The sequence below is a fragment of the Maricaulis sp. B-26 genome, assembly GCF_056857855.1.
In genome coordinates this window covers 91,454-104,688 of sequence record NZ_JBSXNX010000014.1, presented here as the reverse complement: position 1 = coordinate 104,688, position 13,235 = coordinate 91,454, and the positions used below count along the sequence as shown (strand labels likewise).

Here is a 13,235-nt window from a genome sequence, read left to right as displayed (position 1 = left end):
AAGCCTTGCTATAAGCGCCGCATCAGCCAGGGACCAAGCCATGCCGCGCTATCTCATTGCCGCCCTCTACAAGTTCACGCCGCTGGACGGCTTGCCGGCGCTGCAAGCCCGGCTGAAGGAGCAGTGCGAGACGAATGCGGTGTTCGGGACTCTCCTGCTGGCACCGGAAGGGATCAACGGAACGATCGCGGGCCCCGAGGCGGGCCTGCGGACTGTGCTGGCTGCACTGCGCGCCCTGCCCGGCTGCGCCGACCTCGAGCACAAGGAAAGCTGGGCGGACACGCAGCCTTTCCTGCGCATGAAGGTGCGTCTGAAGAAGGAGATCGTGACCATGGGGGTTCCGGGCATAGATCCGAACCGTACCGTAGGCACCTATGTCGAGCCGGAAGACTGGAACGCGCTGATCACCGCACCCGACGTGGTGACGATCGATACGCGCAATGATTACGAGGTCCGGATCGGCCAGTTCGAAGGTGCCGTCGACCCCAAGACGATGAGTTTCCGCGACTTTCCCGACTGGTTCCGGAATTTTCGCGAGGGGCGCCCCAATGCGCGCATCGCGATGTATTGCACAGGGGGAATCCGGTGCGAAAAGGCGACTGCCTTCGTCCGCAAAGAAGGCGTTGAGGACGTCTACCATCTCAAGGGCGGCATCCTGAAATACCTCGAGACCGTGCCCGAAGCGGACAGCCTGTGGCGCGGCGAGTGTTTCGTCTTCGACCGCCGCGTCTCCGTCGCCCACGGTCTGGCAGAAGGCACTCACGGCATCTGTCATGCCTGCCGCGAACCGCTGGCACCTGAAGACATCAAGTCCCCGCTCTACGAAGACGGCGTCTCCTGCCCATATTGCCATGAGGACCGCGACGCGGAGCAACGCGCGCGCTATGCCGAGCGGCACCGGCAGGAACAGCTGGCCGAGGCGCGCGGCGAGCGGCATCTCGGCAAACGTTATCCGGCTATTCAGGACACCGGCTTCGGGCAGGAAGGCGACAGCGGCAAGGAAGCCGGGACGGCGTGACCCGCAACCTGCCCATCCTCTACAGTTTTCGCCGCTGCCCCTATGCGATGCGGGCGCGGTTGGCCCTTCACGTCAGCGCCACGCCGGTCGAGCACCGCGAAGTCCTGCTGCGCGACAAGCCGGCGGCCATGCTGGACGCCTCGCCCAAGGGTACGGTTCCCGTCCTCGTCCTGCCGGACGGCAGCGTACTGGAGGAAAGCCTCGACATCATGCGCTGGGCGCTGGAACGCAACGACCCGGAAGGCTGGCTTGCGGCCGACGCAAGGGGCACCGAGCGTCTCGTCTCGGCCTGCGACGGTCCGTTCAAACACCATCTCGACCGCTACAAATATGCGACGCGCTATGAGGGGGCGAAGCCGGACGACCATCGCGCGGCCGGGCTGGAATACCTCGTATCGCTGGACCGGATTCTCCGCGTCACGCCGCAGCTAGCGGGCGCACGCATGAGCCTTGCGGACGCAGCGATATTCCCCTTCGTGCGTCAGTTCGCCAATACGGATCGCGACTGGTTCGACGCGCAGGACCTGTCCGGTCTGCAGACCTGGCTGGCCGGCCATCTCGCCTCGGAACGCTTCTCTGCGATCATGCAGAAGCAACCGCTCTGGGCGCCTCAGGACTGATTTCGCATTCGCAGCAGTTTTGCTGCAACGCAGCGGGCGGCTGACGCAAATCCGCAACACTCCCTGCTGAAAAACCGGCAGGAACCCCGCTCCCTCTGTCATAAAACGGCAATATCCGATAACGGAGCACTCGTTCACCGATTGAACGCGCCGCCCCTGTTTTGCTGCGACGCACAACAACTGCGCTCTTCACCGCGTACCACTCCGGGAATCCCACATCATGATCCTCCGCTCCGCCACTTCCAGACAGCTCCTGGCCGCGACCGGCGTCAGCCTCCTGGCCCTCACCGCCGCGACCCCGGCCCTCGCCCAGACCTCGGACGACACCGGCGCTTCGACCGTCGAAACCATCATCGTGACGACGACCCGTCGCGAGGAGAACGTCCAGGACATCGCCAACTCCGTTACCGCGGCTTCCGGCGAAGACCTCGCCCCCTATACGGAAGGCGGCGCCGACATCCTGACCCTCGCCGCACGCGTGCCGAGCCTCTACGCCGAGAGCTCCAACGGCCGTGTGGCCCCGCGCTTCTACATTCGCGGTCTCGGCAATACCGATTTCGACCTTGCGGCCTCCCAGCCGGTTTCCGTCATCATGGACGGGATCGTCATGGAGAACGTCATCCTGAAGAGCTTCCCGCTCTTCGACATCCAGCAGGTTGAAATCGCCCGCGGCCCGCAAGGCACGCTGTTCGGCCGCAACACGACAGCCGGCACGATCTCCTTCGACAGCGTCCGCCCGAGTCAGGAAACCGACGGTTTCGCCAGCATCACGGTCGGCTCTCTCGGCACGGTGAATTTCGAAGGCGCCATGGGTGGCACCCTCATCGAAGACGTGCTGAGCACGCGTCTCTCGGTGATGACCCAGAACCGCGAAGACTGGATCAATAATGCCTTCACCGGCGAAAACGATGCGCTCGGCGGCCACGAGGAATGGGCCGGACGCCTGCAATTCCTGTTCACGCCGAACGACAATTTCGACGCCCTGTTCAACGTGCATGCCCGCTCGCTGAACGGTACGTCCGCTGTCTTCCGCGCCAACATCATCGGCCCGGGCAATAACGACCTGAACGCCAATTTCGATCGCGACACGGTGTTCTTCGACAGCACGTTCAACAACCCGCAGGCCTATGACAGCTGGGGCACGAGCGCGACGCTGAACTATTACGGCGACGGATACAGCCTGACCTCGATCACCGGCTACGAGTCGGCCGAAGGCTACAGCCTCGGCGATATCGACGGCGGCAATTTGGTCACCGGCCCGGGCTTCATTCCCTTCCCGTCGGAAACGCAGGACGGTATCGACCAGCTCGACCAGTTCACCCAGGAAGTCCGCATCGCCTCTGACAATAACAGCGCCACCAGCTGGCAGCTGGGTGCCTACTGGTTCGACAGCGAGTTCGACATCACCACGGTCGGTCCGAATGGCGGCTTCCCGCCGGCCACCACGGTCCGTCACGAGAACGAACTCTGGTCGGTCTTCGCCCAGGCCAGCCACCAGGCAACCGATCGCCTGGAACTGTCCGGCGGCGTCCGCTTCACGAACGACGAGAAGGACCTGACCACGCTCGTCTCCGTCGTGCCGCACACTCCGGTGAACGTGTCCGACGAGCAGGTCAGCTGGGACCTGTCGGCCTATTACGACCTCGACGACCGCAGCGCTGTCTTCACCCGGATCGCCCGCGGCTTCCGCGGCCCGACGATCCAGGGCCGTGACATCGCCTTCTTCGGCAACCCGTCCGTCGCGGACAGCGAAACCTCGATCTCCTACGAGATCGGCTACAAGTCCGAGCCGTTCGACGGTCGCGCGCGTTTCAACGCGACGGCGTACTACTACACGGTCTCCGACCTGCAGCTCTCGGCTGTCGGCGGTGCCGGCAACCTTGTCCAGCTGGTCAATGCGGATGAAGGTGTCGGCTACGGCATCGAGATCGACAGCGAGATGTGGGTCACCGACAACCTGTTCGTGACCGCCGGCTTCTCCTGGAACGAGACCGAGCTGCAGGACAATACGCTGGAAGTCGGCGTTTGCGCGCAGTGCACCGTTCTCGACCCGGACGCCGACAACGACACCTTCGTGGAAGTGGACGGCAATCCCTTCCCGCAGGCGCCGGAATACATCCTGTCTTTCACCGCCCGTTATTCGATCCCGGCCGCCAATGGCGGCGAGTGGTTCGCCTATACGGACTGGTTCTACCAAGGCGAGACGAACCTCTTCCTCTATGAGTCGGAAGAGTTCTACTCGGACGGCAATTTCGAGGGAGGTCTGCGCCTCGGCTATGCCGGCTATATGGGCAATGGCCGCAACTATGAAGCTGCCCTTTTCGTGCGCAACATCACCGACGAGGAAAACCTCGTCGGCGGTATCGACTTCAACAACAATACCGGCTTCGTGAACGAGCCGCGCATCTGGGGCGCCTCGTTCCGGATGGACCTGAACTAGTCGGGCATACAGCCTGAAACGGAAAAGCCCCGGGCGATCGCCCGGGGCTTTTTTTTGTGCCCTGAACCGGCAGGACGACGCGTGGCGCCGCCGGAGCAGCGCCGCAGGTCTGAGCCTAGTCCTCCCAGAAGTAAGGCTGGCGCTGCGCGTCGCCGGTGACCGTTTCGTTCATGGTGTCGGCGTCGTAGAGACGGCCGTTCAGCATGACGAATTCGATCTCGTCGGTATTGCCGATATCTTCGAGCGGGTTCTCGCGCATGATAACGAGGTCGGCGAGCTTGCCTTCCTCCAGCGAGCCGAGATCGGCCTCGAAGCCCAGATGGCGGGCCGGCATGGTCGTCGCGGCCTCGAGTGCCTGCAGCGGGGTGAAACCGCCCCGGACGAAGGACCACATCTCCCAGTGAGCCGCCAGGCCTTGCTGCTGCCCGTGTGCGCCAATCGCGACATCGACGCCGCGCTCCATCAGACGCAATGCCTCGCGGGCATTGTCGTCATCGACGAAGTCCTCTTCCGGCGCGGTCGTGCGGCGCACGCTGCCTGCCTGCAGCACGCGCGGCGGCACGTGCTGCGAGAGGATCGGGTGACGCCAGACATCCGTCGCCTGACGCCAGTAGGGATCCCCGGCGAGACCGCCATAGGTGACGACGATGGTCGGCACATAGGCGACTTCGGTCTGGGAATACATGGACAGCACGTCTTCATAGAAGACGTTGACCGGCAGATTGTGCTCGATCGAGGTATTGCCGTCCGCCACCATGGCCATGTCCATGTGGTAGTTGGACCCGCCCTCGGCGACCACTTCCAGACCGGCCTCGATGGCGGCGGCCACGACCTGCTGACGCTGTTCGCGACGCGGCTGGTTGTAGTTCTTGATCGAGTGAGCCCCTTGCGCGGCAAGGCGGAAGACATGCTCTTCGGCGTCTTCATAGTTCTCGATCTGGGCATAGACCGACGGCGCACGGGCGCCATAGACGATCTCGCCGGTCGAATAGATGCGCGGAGCCAGATAATTGCCCGTGCGCTGGTATTCGGACGCCGCGAATATCTGGCTGGCCCGGTTGGACGGGTCGTGGATCGTCGTCACGCCGAGGGCGAGATGGGCGATCGCAGACCAGTTCTGCTCCGGGATGATGTCGCCGGTACCCTGCGGGCCGTGCGCGTGGGCATCGATGAAGCCCGGCGTGATGGTGTGCCCTGTCACATCGACCACACGTGCGCCCTCGGGCACGTCCACGTCCGCGCCGACCGCCGCAATGCGGTTGCCGTCGATCAGGACCGTGCCATTCTCGATGACCCCGCCGTCTTCGCTTGCCATGGTGATGATGCGGGCACCGACCAGAGCCGTCATGCCGGTCGGAACGTCGGCCTGGGCGATGACAGACAGGTCCATGCCCTCAGTCGGCGGCGAATACTCGTTGTCGCCGTCCGGGTTAGGCCGGAAGTCAGCGACGTCGGACGAATAGAGCACAGGACCCATCGACCAGTTCAGCGTTTCGCCGTTTCGGCTCCAGTGGAAATAACTCCCGCCATTGCCGCTGACCTCGACGGTCGGCAGGGCGGAGCTGGGACTGCCGCCGGCGACCGCTTGCGGGCCCGGCAGGAGCGGCTGGACGTGAACGTCGTAATTCTGGCGGAAAGCGACATGCGCCCCGTCCGGAGAGACCTGGTATTCGGTGACCAGATCGCCGGTGACGTGCGTGCGCTCATCGCTGCCGTCGAGATCCATCGAGACAAGGTTGCCGCCGCGCCGGGTCAGGAATATCCGGTCGCTGTCCGCGCCGAAGTGCGGCAGCGTACCGTCATCGGACACCATGGTCATGTCGCCGCCATCGGCTTCGACCACGAAGATACCGGAGGTTTCGGACCATTCGGGCGCCGTGAGATAGCCGCCCTCGCCCTTCTCGAACACGATGAGTTCTCCGTCGGGGGAGAAGCGCGGATTGCGATAGTGACCGGGCTCGTCGGTGACGACGCGCTCGCGACCGCCGCGGGCCGAAATGGTGCGGATGGAGCCAAGCTCCTGGTCGTCCCAGGTCACGAAGGCGATGGTGCGTCCGTCCGGCGACCAGGTCGGGAAGGCCTCGCGATGATCGCCTTCATTGCGGGTCAGCCGGCGCGGCTCGCCGCCATCCGTGTCGCGAATCCAGAGCTGGCCGAGACTTTCGAACACCACCTGGCTGCCGTCCGGCGACGCCGCCGCAAAGCGGGCCATGCGCGTGGTGAAGGTCTCTGGCGCCACCTCGACGGCCGGGCGCGGCGGATCGATCACATCGCGCGTATCGTTGACGCTGAACGGGATGTTGGTGACTTCGCCGGTCTCGATATCGACCCGGTTGATGCCGCCATCCGCCCAGTAGACGATGGAGCCGCTGTCCGGCATCCAGTCCATGTTCGGATACATGCCGGTCACGCCCCAGGTTTCCTGCATGTCCTGGTCGACGGTCTCGACGAGACGGCGTTCCTCGCCGGTATTGAGGTCCTTGATCCACAGGCCGGAGCGGATGCGATCGCGGCGGATGAAGGCCATGTAACGGCCGTCGGGAGACGGAGCCGGGCGGACCGCGCCGCCGGCACCGGAAACGGCCGTGTCGGTTTCGCCGGTCTCCATGTCGTAGCGACGGATATCGAACAGATTTGTGTTCGAGTCCTGCGCGTAGATGAAGGTGTTACCGGAGGTGACATTCTGCGTGTAATAGACGTAGCGGCCATCCGGAGAGAAGATCGGCTCGCCGAGCTCCTTCTGGAAGTTCTCGTTGGGACGCTCGACCAGCTGGACGCCGCCCCCGCCGAGCACGTGATAGAGCCAGATTTCGCCGGTTCCGGCCGAGCGCGTCGTAGTGAAATGCTTGCGGGCCGCAATATAGCGTCCGGACGGGTGCCAGGTCGGATTATTGAGAAGGCGGAAGCTCTCCTCGGTCAGCTGGCGGCGGTTGGAACCGTCCACATCCATGATCCAGATATTGTCCCCGCCCCCGCGATCCGAGGTGAAGGCGATCTGGCTGCCGTCGGGCGAGAAGCGCGGCTGGATTTCCCAGGGCAGACCGGAGGAGATGTTCGTCGCCTCGCCACCGGATGCCGGCATGACATAAATGTCGCCGAGCAGGTCGAAGGCGATGGTCCGGCCGTCGGGGCTGACGTCCAGCGACATCCAGGTGCCCTCGGTGACATTGATGTCGATCGCGCGCGTCTCGAGCGGCGGATTGGCGACATCCCAGCCGGCATCGGCCTCGGCGGCCTCGGCGGCCTCGTCCTGCAGGGCCAGGCCCGGCGCTGAAGCGAGGATGGTCGTAGCGGTCAGTGCCGCGAGAAAACGGGACATATTCCCCCCCTTGTCGATTGCTTTGGGAGGGAGAATAGGTCCGCGCGGGCCCGCCGACAAACTAACCATTTTGTGAAGCGCAGCAGGCTGCTGCGGCGCGTTGCGTGACCCTTCAGTGCGCACCGCCCATACGGCCGATTTTCACGGTATAGTCCGCCGCGATCCCGTAGGCCGGGTCGTCATCACTATCGATCATCAGCTGGCCTGCCCGGCTCAGCAGGCGATGGCAATCGCGGCTGAGATGGCGCAGTTCCAGCTGCTTGCCCGCCGTGTCGTATTTCACGGCCAGATCCTCGATCGCCTGAAGGGCGGACTGGTCCACCACGCGCGATTCCGCGAAATCGATCATTACCCGGTCCGGGTCGTTCTCGACGTCGAAGAGCTCCATGAAGCCGGCGATGGAACCGAAGAAGAGCGGCCCCTCGATCTTGTAGACCTTCTGCCCCTCATCGCCCGCCTCGGTGCGTGCATGAATGTGGGCAGCGGCCTTCCAGGCGTAGACCAGAGCGGAGACGATGACACCCACGATCACGGCAATGGCCAGATCGGCATAGACCGTCACGCCGGTCACGAGGAGGATGACGAAGGCGTCGGATTTCGGGATGCGGGTCAGAATGCGCAAGCTCTGCCAGGCGAAAGTGCCGATCACGACCATGAACATCACCCCGACCAGCGCCGCCAGCGGGATCTGCTCGATCAGGCTGGAACCGACGAGGATGAAGAGCAAAAGGAAGATCGCAGCCGAGATTCCGGCAAGCCGCAGGCGGCCGCCCGATTTCACATTGATCATTGACTGGCCGATCATGGCGCAGCCGCCCATGCCGCCGAAGAAGCCCGTGACGAGATTCGCAGCGCCCTGAGCCAGGCACTCCTGGGAGGCACCGCCCCGGCGGCCGGTGATCTCGCCGACGAGGTTGAGCGTCAGCAGGCTTTCGATCAGGCCGATCGCCGCAAGAATGAAAGCGTAGGGCAGGATGATTTCCAGCGTCTCGAAAGTCAGCGGAACCATCGGGATGTGGAATTGCGGCAGACCGCCCTCGATGGAAGCGAGATCGCCGACTCGCGGCACGGGCAGGTCCAGCCCGATCACGAGGATCGCCACCACGCCGATGGCGACCAGCGGTGCCGGTACGGCCTTGGTGACTTTCGGAACGGCCCAGATCAGCGCCATGGTCAGCGCCACCAGTCCGAGCGTCAGGACGAGCGGGAAGCCGGTCATCCAGACATGTTCGCCCGTGGCCGCATCCACCGTCTTGAACTGTTCCATCTGCGCCAGGAAGATCACGATGGCCAGCCCGTTGACGAAGCCCAGCATGACCGGGTGCGGCACCATACGGATGAATTTGCCAAGCCGGAAAATGCCCGCCGCAATCTGGATGATCCCCATCACCACTACGGTAGCGAACAGGTATTCGATGCCATGCGTCGCCACGAGATGGACCATGACCACGGCCAGAGCGCCGGTCGCACCGGAGATCATCCCGCGACGGCCGCCGAAGAGCGCCGTGATCAATCCGACGATAAAGGCGGCATAGAGCCCGGCCAGGGGCGGCACGCCGGCCACGAAGGCGAAGGCCACCGCTTCGGGAACCAGCGCCAGCGCGACGGTCAGGCCCGCCAGCACTTCGATACGGATACGTCCGGGCGTCAGGGGCGGCAATTCCCCGCGGTCGCGAATACTCGCGGCGAGACGCTCCGTGAACACGGCAAGAGAGGTTTTCAGCATCGGGTCAGATCCGTCGGATTGGGTTTGCGCAGCCATCAGGCAGGCGAAGTATGAGCCGGGGGCCGTCATATGCTGCACCGCAACAGAAAACCACCCTTCAGGTGCAGGGTAGCACAGGCGGCACATAAGGTTTCGCTAACCATGCTTCTCAACCAAATATTTCGGTTGGTCTGGCAAAAGGATGCGGCTTGAGATGGGGAAAGCCGTGGATTTTTCGAGCACAGATCGCGCCGTTCAGACCGGCCCTGCCAATGATACGTCGGACTTCGTCCCGAAACCGGTCGACGAAACCGCTGCGCTGACGCGCGCCCAGCTGAAGGCGCAGGACCGCACGCCGCAGAACCGCGTCAACCGGAAGGCGCTGGGTCATGCCCTGCGCACGATCGACCTGTTTACCGTGACCCTGCTTTCCGCTGTCGGCGTCTGGGTTCTGTCCGGCGGCGCACCGACGCGTCTTCCGGCCGGGGACCTGCTGCCGCTCGTGGCCTTCGCCCTCGCCGCCCCGACGCTGCTGGCGGGGTTCGGCCTCTACCATGTCGATCCGCGCGAGACGGCCGCCATGCGCGTAGTGCGCGCCTTCATCGCCACCGGGCTCTCGGGCGCCCTGGCTGCAGGTCTCGCGCATCTCACTGCCGAGACCAACCTGCCCCTCATCGCCACATTCGCGCTGACATCGGTCGGCGCCCTCACCCTGCTCCACGTCATCTATGCCGGCTTCGTCGAACACTGGGCCAAGGCCGGACGGCTGGCGCGAAATGTCATTCTCGTCGGCGCGACACCGAACGCTCAAAAGCTGATCATGGCGAATTCCGGATCGGGAACCGTGAATGTCGTCGGCATTTTCGACGACCGGAAGTCGCGCGCGCCGCAATCCCTGGCCGGCGCGCCTTATCTGGGCACTACGAAGGACCTGTTCGAATGGCCGCTTCTGCACGAGGTCGACCGCATCATTCTGACGGTCACGCCGAAGGCCGAAGAGCGTGTCCAGATGCTGCTCTCAAAACTCCGGATTCTGCCGCACCAGGTGTGCCTGCTCCTCGATATCGACCAGTTCGACCCTGAAGAGACCTCGCTCGACGACATTGTCGGCGTCCGCTCGGCCCGCATGAGCGGCCCGGAGGAGCGACTGGGTCATGCCGTCCTCAAGCGTTTCCAGGACCTCGCCCTGGGCGTCCCCCTCTTCCTCGCCAGCCTGCCCGTCATGGTGCTGATCGCGCTTGCCGTGCGCCTGGACAGCCGAGGCCCGATCCTGTTCCGCCAGACCCGCGAGGGCTTTAACGGTCGCCCGATCCAGGTGCTGAAATTCCGCTCCATGCGCTTCGATCCCGACACCGGAAACAAGGCGACGCGGCAGGTCGAGCGCGACGATCCGCGTATCACCCGTATCGGCGGCTTCCTGCGCAAGACCAGTCTCGACGAACTGCCCCAGTTCTGGAATGTCATTACCGGCGAGATGTCGCTGGTCGGACCGCGTCCGCACGCGCCGGAAATGCGCACGGGAGGCACGGAGACGTCCAATCTCGTCGCCGAATACGCGCACCGTCACCGCGTGAAACCGGGCATTACCGGCTGGGCGCAGATCAACGGCTCGCGCGGCCCCCTTCACACGCCGGAAGCCGCTCGTGAACGGGTCAAGCTGGACCTGGAATATATCGCGCGCGCGAATGTCTGGTTCGATCTCTGGATCATGCTGCGAACCCTGCCCGCCCTGCTCGGCGACAAGATCAATATCCGCTAGAGGCGGAGTGCCCCTGGCGGACGCAGGCTGTTGCGCTGCCATCCCGCTTCCAGGGCCTGCATCAGCGCATTGCCGGGGTCGACGAGCATCGCGTCCGGCGCGGAGCCGTAACGCGGATTGAAGCGGTTTTCCCGGTTCTCGTAGAGACGCCAGCCGGTATCCCAGCGAAAGACCGACCAGCCTGCCCCGGCCGCTTCCAGCGCCGCGATGCGCTCGGCGAGATAGCGACCGGCTCCGGGCGCCCAGCGCGAAACGCCAAATTCGCCCATCATCCAGTAACGCCGGTCGGGTGCCTCGAAGGCGCCGTCACCGGGCTGATACTCGACCGGATTCTCCACCCGCTGATGGGTATAGGCGCGCGGCGAGTAATCGTGCAGGGCCAGAACCTGTCCCGGAACGGCATCGAGATCGAGCAGGCCGGCAAAGCGTCTGTTCGCATAACCGTCCGGGCTCACCAGGATCGGTGTTTCCATGTCCTCCTCGCGCACGCCCGTGGCGATGCGGCGAGCGAGCGCCGGCCAGTCAGCCGGTGTCCCCGCGACATGGTCCGCCAGGCGGTTCGGGTCCCATTCCTCGAGATCGCCGCCATCGGGTCCCGGCGCGACCTGGTTCGCATTGGGCTCGACCATCAGGAGATAGCCGGCGACATTGCCGCGATCGCGCAGGCGGCGCGCAACCTCGCGCCACATCCCGATCCAGGCATCGGCTGCCTCGCGCGAGCGCCACAAGTGCTCGTCGACACGGTCCGCGGGGAACCAGCTGCCGGCGCTGTCGCGATGGAAGGTGAAGGCGCTGCGACCGGGGCCGGAACGGAACCCGATCACCACGAAAAGTCCCGCGCGTTCGCAGCGGCGCACCAGCCGGTCGAGATGATCCATGATGGCGGGCTCCGGCGCATAAGGCGCGGCAACCGCCCAGGGGCCGGGCATGGACAGGACCAGAAGATTGGCGCCGGACGATGCCAGCCCCGCTAGCGAATGATCCGAGATGGGGCTGCCCACCGGACCGGGGCCGAGGAATTCGGGACCGTCGATATCGTGATAGACCCGGCGCTGGCTGATCACGGCGCCGCGCAGGCGCCCCCCGCGGCTGGTGTCCCACAGATCGATCTTGCGCTCGCCCGGGAGCCTGAAACCGCCCAGACCCAGCGATGCCGCACCGGCCCCCGCCAGACCCAGGCCCAGCACGCGGCGCCGGTCAGGCCGCATCATGCGGCGTAGAAGCCGGCGAGCCGGTCTATCTTGCGCATGGCCTTGCCGGGCCAGGCGGACGCCGGGCCGAGCGGCGCGGCCTCGGCCGACTTCACCATGGCAGCGCCGATCTGGTGCAGATGTCCCAGCATGCTGGGCGTACAGAACGTCCCCGTGGCCAATGGAACCTGATAGGTCGAGAGATCCTTCTTGAAGCCGAATTCGCCCGGCCCGAGTTCGATACCCTGCTGGCCGAGCGCCTCGGCCGTCCGGATCGTCTCCACCAGCAAAAGCAGGCCAGGGCTCAGGGTCGAATAGGCGCGATCGAAAGTGGGGAACCAGTACTGGCAAACCCGGTCCGACATCATGCCGACATGTACGGCGACGATCTCGCCGCCGATATTCAGGGTCGAGCAGACGCCGGAGAAATGGTCGCACTGGCGGCGCATGATCGCTTCCAGCAGCTTGCGCGTCCACGGCACGGAGAAAACGTCGAAAACGCCGGTGGTCTGATACTGTTCGCGCTTCCAGTCGATCATCTTCTCGAAAGCGTCCGGACGATCGTCCGCCATGACGAAATTATACCCGCCCTCGACCTCGTTGAGCCGCTTGTAGCGCGTCGCGATGTTGCGGAGCGGCTTCGAGGACACCGTCCGGCGCTGCGCTTCCCAGCCCTCATACCCGTTCGAGACATCGATCATCCAGGAGCCGTCGAATTCGGCAGCGCCCTCGTGGAAGCCCCGCTGGCTTGCCAGGGCCCCGTGAAACTCGAAGACCGGAATACCGGCTTCGCGGAGCCAGGCGCGCGGATCGGACTCCCGGCCGGGTTCGCCGATCGTGCCATGCACATCGCTCAAGGGGCCGCCGAGCGGGCGGGCATAGCCGACAAGGCCCTGCTGGAACGGCAGGAAGCCGGTGATCTGGCCGTTTTCCCGGACCACGAGCACGCGGGTATCATTGCGCGCCTCTTCACAACATTCAGCGAATTCGACTGCGAAATAAGGGCTGCCCAGCGCCGGGTCCGCAGCCACGAATTCGCGCCATGCGTCGCGTTCGGCCGCCCCCAGCTCGCTCGGTTTCCTGATCGCGATATCCATCTTCGTCCCGTACTCCCCGCTCACCCCTGCAGCGATCTCAAGCTGCAAGCCTAGCGCAAACGCCTTAGCGGGCGGTGAACGGGAGCC

8 protein-coding genes are annotated in these 13,235 nt (G+C 64.7%); 4 read left to right on the top strand and 4 right to left on the bottom strand.

Annotated elements, in window-relative coordinates; translation table 11 throughout:
* The first annotated feature begins 40 nt into the window (after positions 1-40).
* From trhO to AC13HB_RS03270, 3 genes are all read left to right on the top strand, one after another.
* The gene (gene trhO, locus AC13HB_RS03280; RefSeq protein ID WP_482948292.1) at positions 41-1,018 is read left to right on the top strand and encodes an oxygen-dependent tRNA uridine(34) hydroxylase TrhO; all 978 of its coding nucleotides are present in this window, start codon (positions 41-43) and stop codon (positions 1,016-1,018) included.
* Positions 1,015-1,638, top strand: coding sequence for a glutathione S-transferase (locus tag AC13HB_RS03275; RefSeq protein ID WP_482948291.1), 624 nt, complete (start codon positions 1,015-1,017; stop codon positions 1,636-1,638). Before trhO ends, AC13HB_RS03275 begins: the two co-directional genes overlap by 4 nt.
* Positions 1,639-1,858: 220 nt before the next feature.
* Positions 1,859-4,078, top strand: coding sequence for a TonB-dependent receptor (locus AC13HB_RS03270; protein ID WP_482948290.1), 2,220 nt, complete (start codon positions 1,859-1,861; stop codon positions 4,076-4,078).
* Positions 4,079-4,193: 115 nt separating this feature from the next.
* Here AC13HB_RS03270 and AC13HB_RS03265 read toward each other — a convergent pair whose 3' ends face one another.
* Both AC13HB_RS03265 and AC13HB_RS03260 read right to left on the bottom strand, forming a co-directional pair.
* Positions 4,194-7,397 carry an amidohydrolase family protein gene (locus AC13HB_RS03265; RefSeq protein ID WP_482948289.1) on the bottom strand — a complete coding sequence of 1,068 codons (3,204 nt, stop codon included), beginning with the start codon at positions 7,395-7,397 and terminating at the stop codon, positions 4,194-4,196.
* Between the two features lie 112 nt (positions 7,398-7,509).
* Entirely contained in the window at positions 7,510-9,123 is a 1,614-nt protein-coding gene (locus tag AC13HB_RS03260; protein ID WP_482948288.1) for a SulP family inorganic anion transporter, read from the bottom strand.
* Between the two features lie 205 nt (positions 9,124-9,328).
* Between AC13HB_RS03260 and AC13HB_RS03255 the strand changes: the two genes are divergently transcribed.
* The gene (locus tag AC13HB_RS03255) at positions 9,329-10,861 is read left to right on the top strand and encodes an exopolysaccharide biosynthesis polyprenyl glycosylphosphotransferase (protein WP_482948287.1); all 1,533 of its coding nucleotides are present in this window, start codon (positions 9,329-9,331) and stop codon (positions 10,859-10,861) included.
* On the opposite strand, the gene AC13HB_RS03250 is transcribed toward AC13HB_RS03255, so the two are convergent.
* Positions 10,858-12,072, bottom strand: a complete 1,215-nt coding sequence (locus tag AC13HB_RS03250; RefSeq protein ID WP_482948286.1) for a glycoside hydrolase family 5 protein — start codon at positions 12,070-12,072, stop codon at positions 10,858-10,860. The two genes, AC13HB_RS03255 and AC13HB_RS03250, sit on opposite strands and share 4 nt — an antisense overlap.
* Positions 12,069-13,148: a GNAT family N-acetyltransferase gene (locus tag AC13HB_RS03245; protein ID WP_482948285.1), complete on the bottom strand. Its 1,080-nt coding sequence runs from the start codon at positions 13,146-13,148 to the stop codon at positions 12,069-12,071. The genes AC13HB_RS03250 and AC13HB_RS03245 overlap by 4 nt, the downstream gene beginning before the upstream one ends.
* Positions 13,149-13,235: the final 87 nt, after the last annotated feature.

Coding starts and splice junctions, on each gene's coding strand:
- trhO (WP_482948292.1), top strand. CDS start 41: ATGCCGCGCTATCTCATTGCCGCCCTCTACAAGTTCACGCCGCTGGAC.
- AC13HB_RS03270 (WP_482948290.1), top strand. CDS start 1,859: ATGATCCTCCGCTCCGCCACTTCCAGACAGCTCCTGGCCGCGACCGGC.
- AC13HB_RS03265 (WP_482948289.1), bottom strand. CDS start 7,397: ATGTCCCGTTTTCTCGCGGCACTGACCGCTACGACCATCCTCGCTTCA.
- AC13HB_RS03260 (WP_482948288.1), bottom strand. CDS start 9,123: ATGCTGAAAACCTCTCTTGCCGTGTTCACGGAGCGTCTCGCCGCGAGT.
- AC13HB_RS03250 (WP_482948286.1), bottom strand. CDS start 12,072: ATGATGCGGCCTGACCGGCGCCGCGTGCTGGGCCTGGGTCTGGCGGGG.
- AC13HB_RS03245 (WP_482948285.1), bottom strand. CDS start 13,148: ATGGATATCGCGATCAGGAAACCGAGCGAGCTGGGGGCGGCCGAACGC.